10 protein-coding genes are annotated in these 17,164 nt (G+C 72.9%); 6 read left to right on the plus strand and 4 right to left on the minus strand.

Annotation, left to right across the window (positions count from 1 at the left end; all coding sequences use genetic code 11):
- Window positions 1–61: 61 nt before the first annotated feature.
- Window positions 62–364, minus strand: a complete 303-nt coding sequence (locus ABXS69_RS03130; RefSeq protein WP_366181138.1) for a DUF2249 domain-containing protein — start codon at window positions 362–364, stop codon at window positions 62–64.
- A gap of 259 nt (window positions 365–623) precedes the next feature.
- Here ABXS69_RS03130 and ABXS69_RS03135 point away from each other — a divergent pair, with 259 nt between their 5' ends.
- From ABXS69_RS03135 to ABXS69_RS03145, 3 genes are read left to right on the plus strand one after another with little or no spacing between them, the layout of a single operon-like run.
- A complete protein-coding gene (locus tag ABXS69_RS03135; protein WP_366181139.1) occupies window positions 624–1,688 on the plus strand; it encodes a hypothetical protein in 1,065 nt (354 codons plus the stop codon).
- Window positions 1,685–3,145: a hypothetical protein gene (locus ABXS69_RS03140; protein ID WP_366181140.1), complete on the plus strand. Its 1,461-nt coding sequence runs from the start codon at window positions 1,685–1,687 to the stop codon at window positions 3,143–3,145. The genes ABXS69_RS03135 and ABXS69_RS03140 overlap by 4 nt, the downstream gene beginning before the upstream one ends.
- Complete coding sequence (locus tag ABXS69_RS03145; RefSeq protein WP_366181141.1) at window positions 3,129–4,622, plus strand: multicopper oxidase domain-containing protein; 1,494 nt, start codon at window positions 3,129–3,131, stop codon at window positions 4,620–4,622. Before ABXS69_RS03140 ends, ABXS69_RS03145 begins: the two co-directional genes overlap by 17 nt.
- A gap of 68 nt (window positions 4,623–4,690) precedes the next feature.
- Here ABXS69_RS03145 and ABXS69_RS03150 read toward each other — a convergent pair whose 3' ends face one another.
- The 3 genes from ABXS69_RS03150 to aroA all read right to left on the minus strand — a co-directional run bounded on the left by ABXS69_RS03150 (window position 4,691) and on the right by aroA (window position 8,164).
- Window positions 4,691–5,443, minus strand: coding sequence for a helix-turn-helix domain-containing protein (locus ABXS69_RS03150; protein ID WP_366181142.1), 753 nt, complete (start codon window positions 5,441–5,443; stop codon window positions 4,691–4,693).
- Window positions 5,444–5,588: 145 nt separating this feature from the next.
- Complete coding sequence (rsgA, locus tag ABXS69_RS03155; RefSeq protein ID WP_366181143.1) at window positions 5,589–6,713, minus strand: ribosome small subunit-dependent GTPase A; 1,125 nt, start codon at window positions 6,711–6,713, stop codon at window positions 5,589–5,591.
- The gene (gene aroA / locus ABXS69_RS03160) at window positions 6,713–8,164 is read right to left on the minus strand and encodes a 3-phosphoshikimate 1-carboxyvinyltransferase (protein ID WP_366181144.1); all 1,452 of its coding nucleotides are present in this window, start codon (window positions 8,162–8,164) and stop codon (window positions 6,713–6,715) included. The genes rsgA and aroA overlap by 1 nt, the downstream gene beginning before the upstream one ends.
- Before the next feature lie 373 nt (window positions 8,165–8,537).
- Between aroA and ABXS69_RS03165 the strand changes: the two genes are divergently transcribed.
- From ABXS69_RS03165 to ABXS69_RS03175, 3 genes are all read left to right on the plus strand, one after another.
- On the plus strand, window positions 8,538–8,969 hold the full coding sequence (locus ABXS69_RS03165) for a prepilin peptidase (RefSeq protein ID WP_366181145.1): 432 nt from the start codon (window positions 8,538–8,540) through the stop codon (window positions 8,967–8,969).
- A 368-nt stretch (window positions 8,970–9,337) separates the two neighbouring features.
- Window positions 9,338–12,859, plus strand: a complete 3,522-nt coding sequence (rpoB, locus tag ABXS69_RS03170; RefSeq protein WP_366181146.1) for a DNA-directed RNA polymerase subunit beta — start codon at window positions 9,338–9,340, stop codon at window positions 12,857–12,859.
- A 19-nt stretch (window positions 12,860–12,878) separates the two neighbouring features.
- On the plus strand, window positions 12,879–16,835 hold the full coding sequence (locus tag ABXS69_RS03175; protein WP_366181147.1) for a DNA-directed RNA polymerase subunit beta': 3,957 nt from the start codon (window positions 12,879–12,881) through the stop codon (window positions 16,833–16,835).
- The last annotated feature ends 329 nt before the right edge of the window (window positions 16,836–17,164 follow it).

Consider the following 17,164-nt stretch of genomic DNA (forward strand, 5'->3'; position numbering starts at 1 on the left):
GCGGGCAGGGCTCGGGCCCGCGGCGCCCGGCGATGGCCCCGACCGTGAGGGGGCGAGCCGCTCAGGCGGTGCGGCGGATCTCGACGCGCGCGTAGCCGTCCTCGGCCTCGAGCAACTCGTAGGCGAATGAGCCGTCGAGCTGGTCGATCTGGGACAGCAGCGGCGTGGGCACGTGCGGGGCGAGGAGGTCGAAGGACTCGCCGACCGTCAGGCTGGACGCGGCCCCCAGGACGGCGGCGTGGCGCAGGCGGTGGGGGATGGCTCGGGCGTCGAGGGAGAGGCGCTCGTCGCTGCACCCGCACCCGCATCCGCAACCGCCGGACTTCTTCTCCTCGATCGGCAGGAGGCTCGGGTTCTCGCTCATGTGGTGCTCCTTGGCGTGGGGTGGGCCGAAGGGCCCGAGGGGGCCTTCCGGATGCTGAATGGCTGTCGCGCGGTGGCCGGGGCCGCCGGGTGAGCAGGACCGCTGCCGCGGGCGTTGCTCGCCTCAGCACGACTTTAATACGGTACTCCTTGTGATTAAAACGCTTGGCCGGGGCGAGCCGGGCGCCCCCACGGGCGGGCCCCGGGGGGCCGGGGGGCCTCCGCCTCCCGGGATCGCTCCCCGCCTCCTCACCCTGGCCATGGCTGGCGCCTGCCTGCTCACCGGCCTCGAGGCCGCTCTCCTGCGGCTCAGCCTCCCCGCGCCGCTCACCGGCGCGGGGCTCGCCCCAGGGTCCCTCGCCTCCCTCCACGGCCCTCTCATGCTCGTGGGCTTCCTCGGCACGGTCATCTCCCTGGAGCGGGCCGTGGCCGCGCGGGCCGCCTGGGCCTTCCTCGCCCCCGCCGGGCTGGCCCTCGGGGCGCTCCTCGGCCCGGCCGGCGCGCCGCAGGGCGTCGGCCGCCTGATCATGCTCGCCGGGGCGCTCGCCCTGGGCGCCATCTACGTCGCCGTCCACCGCCGCGCCCCCTCGGTGGCCGGCGACGTCGAGGCCCTGGGGGCTATCGCCCTCATCCTCGGGATCCTGCTGTGGATCGCGGGCGCCCCCATCGAGGGGTGCGTCCCCCTGTGGCTCCTCCTGCCCACGCTCACGATCGTCGGTGAGCGCCTCGAGCTCGCCCGCGTCGCCTTCCTCGACGGCGCCGTCGAGGCGGTTGTGGCGGGACTGTCGGCCACCGCGCTGCTGGGAGCCTGCCTCCACCCCGCGGGGGACTGGGCAGCGATCATCATCGGCCCCGCGCTCCTCGGGCTGGCCGTGACCATGGCCTATCACGACGTCGCGCGCCGCACGATCCGCTCCCGGGGCCGGGCCGCCGGCGCCATCCGCTTCTCCGCCGCCTCCATGCTCGCCGGCTACCTCTGGGCCGCGGTGGCCGGGGCGGTCTGGACCGTCCGGGGCCTGGAGGGCAACGCCTACGAGATCATCATCCACAGCCTCGGCCTGGGCTTCGCCTTCTCCATGATCCTGGCCCACGCCCCCACGATCATCCCCTCCGTCGTCCAACGGAGGCTGCCCTACCACCCCCTCATGTGGTTGCCGTTCGCCCTCCTGCACGGTGGCCTGGCGCTGCGGGTGGGCGCGCTCGCGGCCGGGGCCCTGCGCCCGTGGCAGGCCGGCGGCGTGGCGGGGGTCATCGGGATCCTCGCCTTCATGCTCATCGCCGTCACCCGGGCGGTGTCCTCGGGCAGGATCGGGGGCCGCCCATGATGCCGCCGACCCCCGTGCCCGGCCCCTCCGGCCGTGCTCCCGGTAGGCCGCCCCAACGCCCCGGGCGCGGACCCGGAGGCGGGCGCTCGGGCCGGCGCGCCGCCCAGACGCGCCGCAATGGCGTCGTCCTGGCCTGGCTCGCCGCGGCGGGCGCGGTGACGGTGGGCGTCCTCGCCGGCCCGCTGGCCGCCTGGGGGGCCTGGCTGCCCCTGCACATCCTGCTGCTGGGCGGTATCGGCTCGGCGATCACCACCTGGTCGGCCCATTTCGCCGACACCCTCCTCCACCGGCCCGCCTGGGGCGGCGCCGCGCTCCTCGACGCCCGGCTCGCCGCCCACGGCCTCGGCGCCATCGCCGTGCTCACCGGCATCACCTCGGGCCTGGACCGGCTCGCCCTGGCCGGCGCCGCGGTGGTCATCGCCCAGGCCCTTCTGGGCGTGGCGGCGATCATCGTCCAGCGCCGCCGCGCCGTCGCGCCTCGGATGGGTGCGCTCGCCCTCCACTACGCCGTCGCCCTCGTGGCCCTGGCCGCGGGCGCCCTCCTCGGCTGGCTCACCAGCTGGGCGGGGGAGCGCGGCGGGGGCGGCGGCGAGGCCGGAGCGGTCAGCCCGCGCCTGGTCGACGCCCTCTACATCGCTCACACGACGACGATGCTCCTGGGCTTCGTGGGCATCACCGTGCTGGGCACCCTCACGGTCCTGTGGCCCACGATGCTGCGCACCCGCATGGAGCCCGACGCCCCGCGCCGGGCGGTCCGGGGGCTGCCGGTCCTCGTGGCGGGGACCGCGCTCGTCGCCAGCACCGGCGCATGGGCGCCGCTCGGGGCGCTCGGCGTGGCGGTCTACCTGCTGGGCGCCGCGAGCGTCATCGGCCCCGCGCTGCGCACCGCCCGCCGAGTGCCCCCGAACTCCTACGCCACCGCCTCGACGGCGGCCGCGGTCTGCTGGTTCATCGCCGGCGTCGTCCTGCTCGGCAGCGGGATCGTGGGCGCCCTGGCCGACGGCGCGGGAGGCGCCGGAGCGGCCGCCGCCACGCGCCAGGCGATCCACGGGCTGCGCCTCCCCCTGGCCGCGGGCTTCGCCCTCCAGGTGCTGGTCGGGGCGCTGTCCTATCTCACGCCCGTCATGCTCGGGGGCGGTCCCGCCGCCACGCGCGCCACCAACGCGATCCTCGACCGCGCCGCCTCCTTCCGCGTCACCGCCGCCAACGCGGGACTGCTCATCGCCCTCGCGCCCTTCTTCGCCGCGCCAGTGCGCCTGACCGGGGCGCTGCTGGCGGGCGCTCTCGCCGCCCTCGTGCCCGTGGCCATGGCGCGCTGCGCGCTCGAGCCGCGGCCCCGCGGGGCCAGTGATCCGGCCCGCGGCCCCCATCGCCCCAGCCACGCCCATCCCGTCCCCTCCCGACCCGCGCCCGCGGGCGGGCCCACCACTGGAGAGCACCATGACCGACGTCCCTGACAAGCCGAGCGCTCCCAGCGCCCCTGGAGCCACCAGCGCCCCCGGCGTGCCGGCCGCCCCCGGCGCCTCGGGCCCCGCCGGGGCCGCGGGAGCCCCTCCCGCCCGCGCTCTCGACCGGCGCGGGGCGATCCTCGGCGTGGCCACCGCAGGAGCGGCCGTCGTCGTCGGCACGGCGCTCCACTCCTGGGACGGGCCCTCCCGGGGCGGCGCCACCGGGAGCGGCTGCACCACTGAGGCCACGGTCACCGTGGAGGGAATGCGCTTCGTGCCCGACACGATCGACGTCGCCAGCGGGGATCGTCTCGTCATCACCCTGGAGAACACCGGCGACCAGGTCCACGACCTCGTCCTGGCCGGCGGCGCCACCACCGGGCGCGTCGCGGCGGGAGCCAGCGCGCGGGTGGACGCCGGCGTCATCTCCGGGCCCGTCGAGGGCTGGTGCTCCATCGCCGGGCACCGCGCCCAGGGCATGGTCCTGCGCATCACCGCCGACGGGCGGGATGCGCGGGGCACGGCCGAGTCGAGCCGGTCCGCCACGGGGCACGACCACGAGGGGCACGGCTCGGCGTCGGGAGGCCCGAGCGCCAGGCCGAGCCTCGGGGCGCCCTTGCCGGACGGCTTCACCCCTTTCGAGGCCGCCCTCGCCCCTGCGCCCGCGGGGACCCTCCACCGGCACACCCTCACCGTCACGGAGGTTCCCGGCGTCTATGTGGGCGCGGGCGTCACCCAGACCCGCTGGACCTTCAACGGCACCGCCCCCGGCCCCGTTCTGCGCGGGAAGGTGGGGGACACCTTCGAGATCACGCTGGTCAACAACGGCTCCATGAGTCATTCCATCGACTTCCACGCCGGGATCGTCTCCCCGGACGCGGTCATGCGCTCCATCAACCCCGGGGAGTCGCTCGTCTACTCCTTCACCGCCGAGCACGCCGGCATCTGGCTCTACCACTGCTCGACGGCGCCCATGAGCGTCCACCTGGCCTCCGGGATGCACGGCGCCGTCATCATCGATCCCGATGGGCTGGCGAGCGTGGATCGCGAGTACGTCCTCATCCAGTCCGAGATCTACCTGGGGCCCGAGGGGGGCGTCACCGACGCCGACAAGGTGGCGGCCAAGACCCCGGATCTCATGTGCTTCAACGGGGTGGCCTTCCAGCACGCCCTCCAGCCGCTCCAGGCCCGCCCGGGGGAGAGGGTGCGCTTCTGGGTGCTGGACGCGGGGCCCTCCCTGCCCACGTCCTTCCACGTGGTGGGCCTCCAGTTCGACACGGTCTTCCTCGAGGGGGCCTATCTGCTGGGCGGGCCCGACGGCGCTGGCCGCTCCTGGCGGGGCGGCTCGCAGGCGCTCGGCCTCCAGCCCGCGCAAGGGGGCTTCGTGGAGGCCGTGGTGCCGGCGCCGGGCAGCTACGCGGTGGTGACGCACGCCTTCGCGGACATGGAGAAGGGCGCCAAGGCGATCCTCAAGGCGGGCGACTAGGCGACGGCGCTCCCGGCGGGCGGCCGGTCCCTCATCCACGGGTCCCGCTCGGGGCTGGCCCCGGGGGATCAGGCCTCGAAACGGGCGTGGCAGCCGTCGTCCAGCAGGGGGTAGATCGCGAGCAGGGGACGGTCGCCGTGGTCCGGCGCCCCCTCGGGCACCGCTGGCAGAAGGCCCCGTCGCCGAGCGATGGCGTTGAGGAAGCCCTCATGAATCGCGCAGACCAGCGGGTGGGGCGCGCGGGACCGGGTGATGAGCGGGCACGCCTTGAGGACGACCCTCTCGCCGTCGAGCCGCGGGGCGAATCCCATGAGGGCGAGGTCGGGGAGGAGGGCGGCGAGGCGGTCCGAGTCGCTGGCGCTCTCGGGGAGGGGGTCGGCGGCGGCCGGCGCTGGGCTCAGCTCGGCCCAGCGGCGCCCGACGCTCAGGGCGATCTCCTGGGCCTCGTGGCCGGTGCCGAAGGTCTCGACGACCGCCTCGAGGAGGGTGAGGTAGGAGTCGATGACGATCCTCGGGTCGGGGGAGGTCGCTGTGTAGAGCAGCGCGGGACGCCCCCTCCTGCCCGTGGGGCGCGTCGACGCCGTCACGAAGCCCGCCTCCACGAGGGCGTCGAGGTGCTCGCGGACCGTGTTGTGGTGGAGGGCGAGGCGGTCGGCCAGTTCGGCGGCGGTCAGCGGGACGGTGGAGGCCTCGACGAGCTCGAGGACTCGGCGTCGCGCCACGGTGAGGTCCGCCCGGGCCGACAGGTCCGACCAGGTGGGCCGGGGCAGGAGGTCGGCCGTGGCATCAGGAGCGGCTGGCGCCGCTGGCGAGTCGGGCATGAGATGAGCCTATGCGCGCCGCGCCCCGGAGGACAGCATCGGAGGGCATCCGCGCCCCGGTGGTCGCCGTCGGCCGGGGCGGACGGCCGCTGATCGCCGGGAGGGCTCGGCGGCGGGGAGGAGAGCGTCGTGATCGCCCCAGCGCTCATCTCAGCGCCGGCCTGGTGGGGTCCTCGGCCAGGCGGGAGGGGGCCAGGAGACGGCGGAAGGAGTCGACCCTGGCCGGGCGCATCCCTGTTCCGGCCCCGTGCGTCGGAGCCGGGCCGTCGTCGGCGTCCCGGGGGGCGCCTCCGGCGGCCCAGTCGTCGAGCGCGCAGTCGATGACGCCGGTCTCGTGGGTGCAGCCGCGGGGGCACTCCTCGGCCACGGCGGCCAGGTCGGGGAAGCCGCGCAGGACGTCGGCGCTGGAGACGTGCGACACGCCGAAGGAGCGCACCCCGGGGGTGTCGATGACCCAGCCGCCGCCGGGCAGCTCGAGGGCCTGCAGGCTCGTGGACGTGTGCCGGCCCCGGCCGGTGACCTCGTTGACGCGCCCGGTGGCGCGGTCCGCTCCGGGGACCAGGGCGTTGATGAGGGTCGATTTGCCGACGCCCGAGTGGCCGACGAACACGGAGGTCCGCCCCTCGATGGCCCCGCGCACGGCGTCCACGCCCTCTCCGGCGCAGGAGGCCTCGGCGCGCGAGGCCGCGTCGAGGCGTGTGGGCAGGGAGCGCACGCCGAGGGGCTCGTAGAGGGCGAGCAGCGACGCGGCGTCGGCGAGGTCGGATTTCGTCAGGACGAGCAGGGGCTCCATGCCCGCGTCGTAGGCCGCCACGAGGTAGCGGTCGATCATGCGGGGGCGCGGCTCGGGGTCGGTCACCGCGGTGACGATGACGAGCATGTCCGCGTTGGCGACGACGGGGCGCTCGGTGCCGGCGGCGTCGCCGTCGTCGGCGCTGCGGCGCAGGAGCGTGCGGCGCTCCTCGATGCGCACCAGGCGGGCGAGGGTGCCATCGCGGCCGCTGAGATCCCCGACGACGGCCACTCGGTCCCCCACGACGATCTTCCCCCGCCCGAGCTCGCGGGCCTTCATGGCGGTGATATCGCCCGTGGCGTCGAGCGTGGGGGAGGGGTCGGCCAGGCGGATGCGGTAGTGGCCCCGGTCGATGCGGGTGACCATGCCCTCGGCGGCGTCGGCATGGGCCGGGCGCTGCTTGGTGCGCGGCCGCGATCCCCGTCCCGGGCGCACGTGGACGCGGGGGTCGTCGGTGCCGATATCGCGGCGGGCCATCAGCGCGCCTCCTGCCCGGGGGCGGCCGGTGAGGCGCCGGCGAGCATCCGCCCCCACAGCCCGGTGAAGCCCGGAAGGGTCTTGGAGGTGCAGGCGACGTCGTCGATCCGCACCCCGGGGACGGCCAGCCCGATGACGGCCGCGAAGGTCGCCATGCGGTGGTCCGCGTAGGAGCGGAGCAGGGCCGGGCGCAGCCGGGCCCCGGCGGCCAGGGCGCCGACCTCGATGCCGTCCGCGGTCTCGCGGGCCGGGGCGCCGAGCCTGCGTGCCTCGGCGGCGATCGCGGCGAGCCGGTCCGTCTCGTGCCCGCGCAGGTGCGCGATGCCCCTCAGCCGGGAGGCGCGTCCCTGGGCGGAGGCGAGGACGGCCAGGGCGGCGACGGTGGGTGCGAGCTCGCCGACGGCGGAGAGATCGGCGTCGATGCCCGCCAGCTCCCCGGTGCCGGTGGCCTCGAGGACGGGGGCGCCGTTCGGCTCCTGGATGAGCCTGGTGGTCCCGCCGAGCCGGGGCAGGAGGCTCCGCCAGGCGTCGCCGGCCTGCGCGGTGGAGGCGGGCCAGTGGGGCACCCTCACGCTCCCGCCCGCCACGAGCGCGGCGGCGAGGAAGGGGCCGGCGTTGGACAGGTCCGGCTCGATGGTGGCCCTGGCGCCCTCGGGCCGGCCTGGCGCCACCGTCCAGGCGCGCTCGCCCTCGGGAATGCCCGCGGCGGGCTCTTCGACTTCCACTCCCCGCTCCCGCAGCGAGGCCACGGTCATGGCCACGTGCGGCAGGGAGGGCACGCGCCCCGTCGGGGTGATCCGCGCGCCGCCGGGCAGCAGGGGGGCGGCGAGCAGGAGCGCGGAGAGGAACTGGGAGGAGGCGCTCGAGTCGATGACGAGGTCCCGGGGCCCGGTCACCGCGCCCGTCACCGCGCTGTCCGGCGCCCCCGGGGTGATGAGGACGGGGAGGAAGCCGGGCGCGGCCAGGCTGTCGACTCGCGCTCCGAGGGCGGAGACGGCGTCGAGCAGCGGTCCGAGCGGGCGGGACCGGGCCGCTCCGTCCCCGTCGAAGAGGACGGGGGCGTCGGCGAGCGCGGCCAGCGGCGGGATGAAGCGCATGACGGTGCCCGCCAGGCCGCAGTCCACGCGCGCGGGGGCGCTGGCGGTCGCGTCGGCCGTCGGGCGCTCGGACCGGCTGACGGGGAACGGGACCGGCGCCGGGGTGACGCGCAGGCGCGTGGGGGAGCCGTCCTCCTCGAAGCGCGCGCCGAGCGTGGTCAGGGCGGCGATCATGAGATCGGTGTCGCGGGCGCGCAGGACGCCGGCCAGCGTGCTGGGCCCGGCGGCCGTGGCCGCCAGCACGAGCGCCCGCGCGGTCAGCGACTTCGAGCCCGGCAGCTCCACGACGGCGTTGAGCGGCCCCACGGCGCGCGGCGCGGCCCAGGCGAGGGCGTCGGTCGGCTCGTCATCCACGGGGCTGACTCTACGGCGTCGTCGGGGCGCGGCTGGTCCTGAGATGGAGCGCCGGGCGGGCGAGGGTCTTCCTCAGGTCTTCCCCGTCAGGGGAGGGGCGGGCATGATGCGCGGTATGGATTGGCTTCTCGCTGGTGAGACCGTCGCTGTTGTGGGGGTGGCGGCGGGTCCCGTCGCGCGATGGGCGCGGAGCCGTGCTCGCGAGCTCGCGCGCCCCGGGTCGGTCGGGGGCGGGTGGCCCCCTGCCGCGCGGCGCGCCTGGCTCCTGGGGTCGTTGCCGCAGGCCGTGCTGGTGTTGGCCGCTTGTGGTGGCGCGGCGTGGTGGGGGGCTCGCACGGGTGGCCATGTCGCAGCGGCGACGGCGCTGCCGGTGGTGGCGCTGCTGGTTGTGGCGGCCAGCGCTGACGCCGTGGCCCACATCCTGCCCAACCGGCTTCTCGGCTGCGCCGCGGCGTGGCTGATCGCGTGCGGCGGCGTGGCTGTCGTGATGAGGCCCGCGCTGGCTCATGACGCCGCGCGGGCCGTTCTGTGCGCGCTGGGCGCGGGGGCGATCGGCCTCCTGGCCGCTGTGGGGCGCGCTGGGCTCGGGCTCGGTGACGTCAAGCTCTGCGCGCTCATCGGCCTGTGGCTGGGGTGGTACGGGGCGACGGCGCTCGTGCTCGGCGTGTGGGTCGGGGTCATGGCCGGGGGCTTGGCGGCGCTGGTGCTGCTGATCTCCCGGCGCGCCAGCCGTGAGGATCCCATGGCCTACGGCCCGTACCTGGTCCTGGGCTCCTTCGTGGCATGGGCGCTGGCGGCGCTATAGCGGCGAGTCGCGCATGACGGCGAGGGCCCCGGCCGGGCTCGCCTCTCGCATCCGCGCCCAGCCAGCGGGCGCCTCGCGCCTCGATCCCCGCCGGCGCGTGGAGAACCTGCCCTCGGGGCGGGGCAGTATGCGTGACTGTGGTGGGAATCGCAAGATCGAGTCTTGCCCCGATGTGGAAGGCGCAAAACCCGCCGTGTACGCTAGCGCTTTGCGTCCAGTGTGCGTGCTGTCCTCGATGGCCCTCTCGGACGGCGCGGCCAGAGCCTGCCACGAGCCCTGCCATGATCAGCGTCGTCCCGGGAGGAGGTCGGTGTCGGACACGCCGTCGGACGCGAGAGTGATCCCCGGACTGAGGGAAGGATCCCCACTTGGCTGCCTCGCGCACCTCTGTACCCACTGCCGCTGACATCGCCGCGCGCACCGCGTCGCGTCGCATCAACTTCGCGAAGATCCCGGAGCCCATGCAGGCTCCCAACCTCCTCGCCCTGCAGACCGAGTCCTTCGACTGGCTCGTCGGCAACGAGAAGTGGCGCGCCCGCGTCAACGCCGCCAACGCCGCCCGCCCCGGCTCCCTGCCCGAGACCTCGGGCCTGGAGGAGATCTTCGACGAGATCTCCCCGATCGAGGACTTCGGCGAGACCATGGCGCTGTCGTTCCACGATCACCGCTTCGAGGAGCCCAAGTACACCGCCGAGGAGTGCCAGGAGAAGGACCTCACCTACTCCGCCCCCCTGTACGTGGTGGCCGACTTCGAGAACTTCTCCACCGGCGAGATCAAGTCCCAGACCGTCTTCATGGGCGACTTCCCCCTCATGACGGACAAGGGCACCTTCATCGTCAACGGCTCTGAGCGCGTCGTCGTCTCCCAGCTCGTGCGCTCCCCGGGGGTCTACTTCGAGCGCACCACCGAGAAGACCACCGACAAGTACGTCTACAACGTCAAGTTCATCCCCTCGCGCGGCGCCTGGCTCGAGTTCGAGATCGACAAGTCGGACCGCGTCGCCGTGCGCATCGACCGCAAGCGCAAGCAGGACATCACCATCTTCCTGCTCGCCCTGGGCATGGACGAGGCGGAGATCCGCAAGGAGTTCGCCGACTACCCGGCCCTGACCGTCGCCCTGGACGAGGATCGCAAGATCACCACCCAGGACGAGGCCCTCCTGGACATCTACAAGAAGATCCGCCCGGGCGAGCCGCCGAGCGTCGAGGCCGGCCGCACCCTCATCGAGAACTTCTACTTCAACCCCAAGCGCTACGACCTGGCCAAGGTCGGCCGCTACAAGATCAACAAGAAGCTGGGCCTGGACGCGGACCTGACCGACTCGGTGCTGCGCATCGAGGACATCACCGCCGCGATCAAGTACCTGCTCGCCCTGCACGCCGGCGCCGAGACGATCGAGGGTCTGCGCGGCGGGGAGATCGTGGACATGCCGGTGGAGTACGACGACATCGACCACCTCGGCAACCGCCGCATCCGCGCCGTCGGAGAGCTCATCCAGGCGCAGGTGCGCACCGGCATGAGCCGCATGGAGCGCCAGGTGCGCGAGCGCATGACCACCCAGGACGTCGAGGCCATCACGCCGAACACCCTCATCAACATCCGGCCCGTCACGGCCGCGATCAAGGAGTTCTTCGGCACCTCGCAGCTGAGCCAGTTCATGGACCAGAACAACCCCCTGGCCGGCATGACGCACAAGCGTCGCCTGTCCGCCCTCGGCCCCGGGGGCCTGTCCCGCGAGCGCGCCTCCATGGAGGTCCGTGACGTCCACACCTCGCACTACGGGCGCATGTGCCCCATCGAGTCCCCCGAGGGCCCGAACATCGGCCTCATCGGCTCACTGGCGACCTTCGCCCGCATCAACCCCTTCGGCTTCATCGAGACCCCGTACCGCGTCGTCAAGGACGGCCTGGTCACCGATGAGACCCACTACCTGACCGCCGACGACGAGGACCGCCACGTCATCGCCCAGGCCAACGTGGAGCTCACGGCGGAGGGGCGCTTCGCCGAGGACCACGTCCTGTGCCGCGTCACCGGCGGCGAGCCTGCCCTGGTCCCCGCGGACCAGGTGGACCTCATGGACATCTCCGCGCGCCAGATGGTCTCCGTCGGCACCTCGCTCATCCCCTTCCTGGAGCACGACGACGCCAACCGCGCCCTCATGGGCGCCAACATGCAGCGCCAGGCCGTGCCGCTCATCCGCCCCGACGCCCCCCTCGTGGGCACGGGCATGGAGCGCCGCACCGCCGTCGACGCCGGGGACGTGCTCGTGGCCTCCAAGGCGGGCGTCGTCACCGAGGTGTGCGCGGACTTCGTGCGGGTGGCCAACGACGACGGCTCCGAGACGGTCTACAAGGTCGCCAAGTTCCTGCGCTCCAACCAGGGCAACTGCTACAACCAGCGCGTCGTGGCCTCCGAGGGCGAGCGCGTGGAGGAGGGCACCGTCCTGGCCGACGGCCCCGCCACCGCCGAGGGCGACCTCGCCCTGGGTCAGAACCTCCTCGTGGCCTTCATGACCTGGGAGGGCCTCAACTTCGAGGACGCCATCATCCTGTCCCAGCGGGTCGTCTCCGAGGACATCCTGACCTCCATCCACATCGAGGAGCACGAGGTCGACGCCCGCGACACCAAGCTGGGTGCCGAGGAGATCACCCGGGACATCCCCAACGTCTCCGAGGAGACCCTGGCCAACCTCGACGAGCGCGGCATCATCCGCATCGGCGCCGAGGTCCGCAGCGGTGACATCCTCGTCGGCAAGGTCACCCCCAAGGGGGAGACCGAGCTGACCAGTGAGGAGCGCCTCCTGCGCGCCATCTTCGGTGAGAAGGCCCGCGAGGTGCGCGACACCTCCCTGCGCGTCCCCCACGGCGAGTACGGCATCGTCACCGGCGTGCGCGAGTTCGACGCCGCCAGCGAGGACGCCGAGCTGCCCGCCGGCGTCAACCGCATGGTGCGCGTCTACATCGCCCAGCGCCGCAAGATCACCGTGGGTGACAAGCTTTCCGGCCGCCACGGCAACAAGGGCGTCATCTCCAAGATCCTCCCCGTGGAGGACATGCCCTTCCTCGCCGACGGGACTCCCGTGGACGTCATCCTCAACCCCCTGGGCGTGCCCAGCCGGATGAACATCGGCCAGGTCCTCGAGCTCCACCTGGGCTGGGTGGCCTCCCGCGGATGGGACGCCACCGCGGCCCGCGAGGCGGGGGAGGAGTGGGCCCTGCGCCTGCCGGACAACGGCGTGACCGCCGAGCCGCGCACCCCCGTGGCCACCCCGGTCTTCGACGGCGTGCGGGACGACGAGCTCATGGGCCTCCTGAACTCCACCATCCCGGGCGCCGACGGCGAGCAGCTGGTCGCCCCCAACGGCAAGGCCCGGCTCTTCGACGGCCGCTCCGGCGAGCCCTTCCCGTACCCGGTCTCGGTCGGCTACATGTACATCCTCAAGCTCCACCACCTCGTGGATGACAAGATCCACGCCCGCTCCACGGGTCCGTACTCGATGATCACGCAGCAGCCGCTGGGCGGCAAGGCCCAGTTCGGCGGCCAGCGCTTCGGCGAGATGGAGGTGTGGGCCATGGAGGCGTACGGCGCCGCCCACGCGCTCCAGGAGCTGCTCACCGTCAAGTCCGACGACGTCGTGGGCCGGGTCAAGGTCTACGAGGCCATCGTCAAGGGCGAGGACATCCCCGAGCCCGGCATCCCCGAGTCCTTCAAGGTGCTCATGAAGGAGATGCAGTCCCTGTGCCTGAACGTCGAGGCACTGGACGCGGAGGGCAATGTCATCGGCCTGGACGACACCGACGACGACGGCCGCCGCGCCTCCGAGGAGCTCGGCTTCGACCTGGGCCGCCGCCCGGGCGGGGCCATGGCCTCCACCATCGACGAGATCTGACCCATCGGAAGTAGGAACTGTGCTCGACGCCAACGTCTTCGATCGCATCCAGCTCGGACTGGCCACCGCGGAGGACATCAAGTCCTGGTCGCACGGTGAGGTCAAGAAGCCCGAGACCATCAACTACCGCACGCTCAAGCCGGAGAAGGACGGCCTGTTCGGGGAGCAGATCTTCGGCCCCACCCGGGACTGGGAGTGCGCCTGCGGCAAGTACAAGCGCGTGCGCTACAAGGGCATCGTCTGCGAGCGCTGCGGTGTGGAGGTCACCCGCTCCAAGGTGCGCCGCGAGCGGATGGCCCACATCAAGCTGGCCGCCCCCGTCACCCACATCTGGTACTTCAAGGGCGTGCCCTCCCGCCTGGGGTACCTGCTCAACCTCGCCCCCAAGGACCTGGAGAAGGTCATCTACTTCGCGGCCTACATGGTCACCGAGGTCGATGAGGAGGGCCGCCACGACGACCTGCCCTCCCTTCGCGCCGAGTTCGAGGTGAAGAAGAAGCACGTCGAGCAGGCCGGCGAGGCCGACGTCGAGGCCCGCCAGCGCCGCCTGGAGGAGGACCTGGCCGCCGCCGAGGCGGAGGGCGCCGAGGCCTCCCAGCGCGACAAGCTCCGCAAGACCGCCGAGCGCGAGATGGGCGCCATGCGCCGCAAGAACCAGCGGACGCTGGAGCACATGGACAAGGTCTGGGACCGTTTCGTGGGCCTCAAGGTCGGGGACCTCGAGGGTGACGAGGTCCTCTACCGCGACATGCAGGCGGACTACGGCATCTACTTCAAGGGCGCCATGGGCGCCCAGGCCATCCAGGACCGCCTGCGCGGCTTCGACCTGGAGGCCGAGGCCGAGGCCCTGTCCGAGGTGGTCGCCTCCGGCGCCGGGCAGCGCAAGACCCGCGCCATCAAGCGCCTCAAGGTCATCAACGCCTTCCGCATGACCGGCACCAAGCCGGAGTCGATGGTCCTGGACAACATCCCTGTCATCCCGCCGGACCTGCGTCCCATGGTGCAGCTCGACGGCGGCCGCTTCGCCACCAGCGACCTCAACGACCTCTACCGCCGCGTCATCAACCGCAACAACCGCCTCAAGCGGCTCATGGACCTGGGCGCCCCGACGATCATCGTCAACAATGAGAAGCGCATGCTCCAGGACGCCGTCGACGCCCTCTTCGACAACGGCCGCCGCGGCCGCCCCGTCTCCGGCGTGGGCAACCGCCCGCTGAAGTCCCTGTCCGACATGCTCAAGGGCAAGCAGGGCCGCTTCCGCCAGAACCTTCTGGGCAAGCGCGTGGACTACTCCGGCCGCTCCGTCATCGTGGTGGGCCCCCAGCTCAAGCTCCACCAGTGCGGCCTGCCCAGCCAGATGGCCCTGGAGCTGTTCAAGCCCTTCGTCATGAAGCGGCTCGTCGAGCTCAAGGAGGCCCAGAACGTCAAGGCCGCCAAGCGGATGGTGGAGCGCGCCAACCCGAAGGTCTGGGACGTCCTGGCCGAGGTCATCCGCGAGCACCCCGTGCTGCTCAACCGCGCCCCCACCCTCCACCGCCTGGGCATCCAGGCCTTCGAGCCCCAGCTCATCGAGGGCAAGGCCATCCAGCTGCACCCGCTCGTGTGCGGCGCCTTCAACGCGGACTTCGACGGCGACCAGATGGCGGTCCACCTGCCGCTGGGCGCCGAGGCCTCCGCGGAGGCCCGCATCCTCATGCTCTCGTCCAACAACATCCTCAAGCCCTCCGACGGGCGCCCCGTGACCATGCCCAGCCAGGACATGATCATCGGCACCTACTACCTCACCCAGGAGCCCGACCCGGCCGTCGAGGTCGCCAGGGACGCCGACGGCGAGGAGATCGTCCCGGCCTTCTCCTCCTTCGCGGAGGCGGTCATGGCGCACGACTTCGGCAGGCTCGATGTCAACGCCGCCTGCGACATCCGCTTCACCGAGGGGATCGTCGCCCCCGAGGGCTGGCAGGCCCCCGAAGGCTGGAGCGAGGGCGACCCGATCACCCTGCGCACCTCGCTGGGCCGCGCCCTGTTCAACACGGCGCTGCCCGAGGCCTTCCCCTACGTGAACTACACGGTGGACAAGAAGGCCCTGGGTAACATCGTCAACACCCTCGCCGAGTCCTTCCCGCGCGTGGACGTGGCTGCCTCCCTCGACGCGCTCAAGGCCAACGGCTTCTACTGGTCCACCTGGTCCGGCATCACGGTCGCCTTCGCCGACGTCGTCTCCCCGGAGTCCAAGGCGGCGATCCTGGCCCGCCACGAGGCCGAGGCCGCCCAGATCGAGGAGCAGTTCGATCTCGGCGCGCTGACCGAGGAGGACCGCTACTCCTCGCTCATCGACATCTGGACCAAGGCCACCGCCGAGGTCGCCGAGGCCATGCGCGAGAACTTCCCGCACCGCAACACCGTCTACCAGATGGTGGTCTCCGGGGCGCGAGGCAACTGGGACCAGATCCGCCAGCTCGCCGGTATGCGCGGCCTGGTGGCCGACCCCAAGCAGCGCCTCATCGAGCGTCCGATCAAGTCGAACTACCGCGAGGGCCTGAGCGTCCTGGAGTACTTCATCGCCACCCACGGCGCCCGCAAGGGCCTGGCGGACACCGCCCTGCGGACCGCCGACTCCGGCTATCTCACCCGCCGGCTCGTCGACGTGTCCCAGGACGTCATCGTGCGCGAGGACGACTGCGGCACCCGCAAGGGCCTCACCAAGCGCCTCTTCACCTGGAAGGACGCCGACGGCGAGCGCTTCAAGGACGTCTCGGAGATCCTCGACACCACGGTCATCGGCACCACCGCCGCCCGTGACGTCGTCGACGCCGAGGGCCGTGTCATCATCCCCGTCGGCGCCGACATCGGCACTGCCGAGGCCAACGCCGCGATCGAGGCCGGCATCGAGGAGGTCACGGTCCGCTCCGTGCTGACCTGCGACTCCGCCGTCGGCACCTGCGCGGCCTGCTACGGCCGCTCCCTGGCCACCGGCAAGCGCGTGGACATCGGCGAGGCCGTGGGGATCATCGCCGCCCAGTCCATCGGCGAGCCCGGCACGCAGCTGACGATGCGCACCTTCCACACCGGTGGCGCCGCCGGCGCCGCGGACATCACGCAGGGCCTTCCCCGCGTGCAGGAGCTCTTCGAGGCCCGCACCCCCAAGGGCGAGGCCGTCGTGGCCGAGGCCGCGGGCACGCTGGCCATCGAGCAGGACGCCGACGGAAAGCGCCTGGTCATCAAGCGTGACGACGGCGAGGAGGACCTCGTGGTCCCCGTCTCCTCGCGCCGCCGCCTCCTGGTGGTCGACGGCCAGCGCCTTGAGCCCGGCCAGGCCCTTACCGAGGGCCCGGTGGACCCCAAGAAGATCCTGCGCCTGCGCAGCGTCGGCGCCACCCAGCGCCACCTCGTGGACGAGGTCCAGGAGGTCTACCGCTCCCAGGGCGTGGACATCCACTCCAAGCACATCGAGGTCATCGTGCGCCAGATGCTGCGCCGCGTGACCGTGCTCGACCCGGGCGACACCACGCTCCTGCAGGGCGACCTCGTGGACGTCATGACCTACCGCTCGGAGAACCGCCGCGTCGTGGCCGAGGGCGGTAAGACCGCCTCCGGGCGCACCGAGCTCATGGGCATCACCAAGGCCTCCCTGGCCACAGACTCCTGGCTGAGCGCCGCCTCCTTCCAGGAGACCACGCGCGTGCTCACCGAGGCCGCCATGAACGGCAAGTCCGACCCGCTGGTGGGGCTCAAGGAGAACGTCATCCTGGGCAAGCTCATCCCCGCCGGCACGGGCCTGGCCCGCTACTCGGACATCGAGGTGGAGCCCACCGAGGAGACGAAGGCGGAGGTCTTCTCCCGCACCGGCTTCTCCGAGGACATGTTCGGCGTGGGGGAGAGCATCGCGCTGGACGACTTCTCCTTCGGCGGCGACTTCCGCGCGGATTTCTCCGACGACTTCCGCACGGGCTTCAACAGCCAGGACGTGGAGTTCTGACCGCCCCCGGGGCGCGGTGGGCTCTTTGAGCCGGGCCGCGCCCCGGAACGCGGACGATGGCCGTGGGCCGGCCCCCAAGCGGGGGCCGGCCCACGGCCATCAGTCGTTATGGTGCTTCACCTGGGCATTCATCATTGAGTCCAATTCGTGGCCTGGAGGGGCCCCGCCTGCCGCGGTCGGCGCCCGCGAGTGTGGGAGAATCCTTGGCGAACGGAGGCATCCTGCCGAGTCGGTCCGCATATCCCTGAACAGGCGGGCCTGACGCGCGGGGTGCCTCGGGAGTGGGCCTGAGCTCCAGCGGAGCCCTCCCGTCCCTAGCCTCCTCTCTT

It is taken from the genome of Actinomyces timonensis, from assembly GCF_040702965.1.
GTDB lineage: Bacteria > Actinomycetota > Actinomycetes > Actinomycetales > Actinomycetaceae > Actinomyces > Actinomyces timonensis_A.

Coding starts and splice junctions, on each gene's coding strand:
- ABXS69_RS03130 (WP_366181138.1), bottom strand. CDS start 364: ATGAGCGAGAACCCGAGCCTCCTGCCGATCGAGGAGAAGAAGTCCGGC.
- ABXS69_RS03145 (WP_366181141.1), top strand. CDS start 3,129: ATGACCGACGTCCCTGACAAGCCGAGCGCTCCCAGCGCCCCTGGAGCC.
- rsgA (WP_366181143.1), bottom strand. CDS start 6,713: ATGGCCCGCCGCGATATCGGCACCGACGACCCCCGCGTCCACGTGCGC.
- ABXS69_RS03135 (WP_366181139.1), top strand. CDS start 624: ATGGCTGGCGCCTGCCTGCTCACCGGCCTCGAGGCCGCTCTCCTGCGG.
- ABXS69_RS03140 (WP_366181140.1), top strand. CDS start 1,685: ATGATGCCGCCGACCCCCGTGCCCGGCCCCTCCGGCCGTGCTCCCGGT.
- ABXS69_RS03150 (WP_366181142.1), bottom strand. CDS start 5,443: ATGCCCGACTCGCCAGCGGCGCCAGCCGCTCCTGATGCCACGGCCGAC.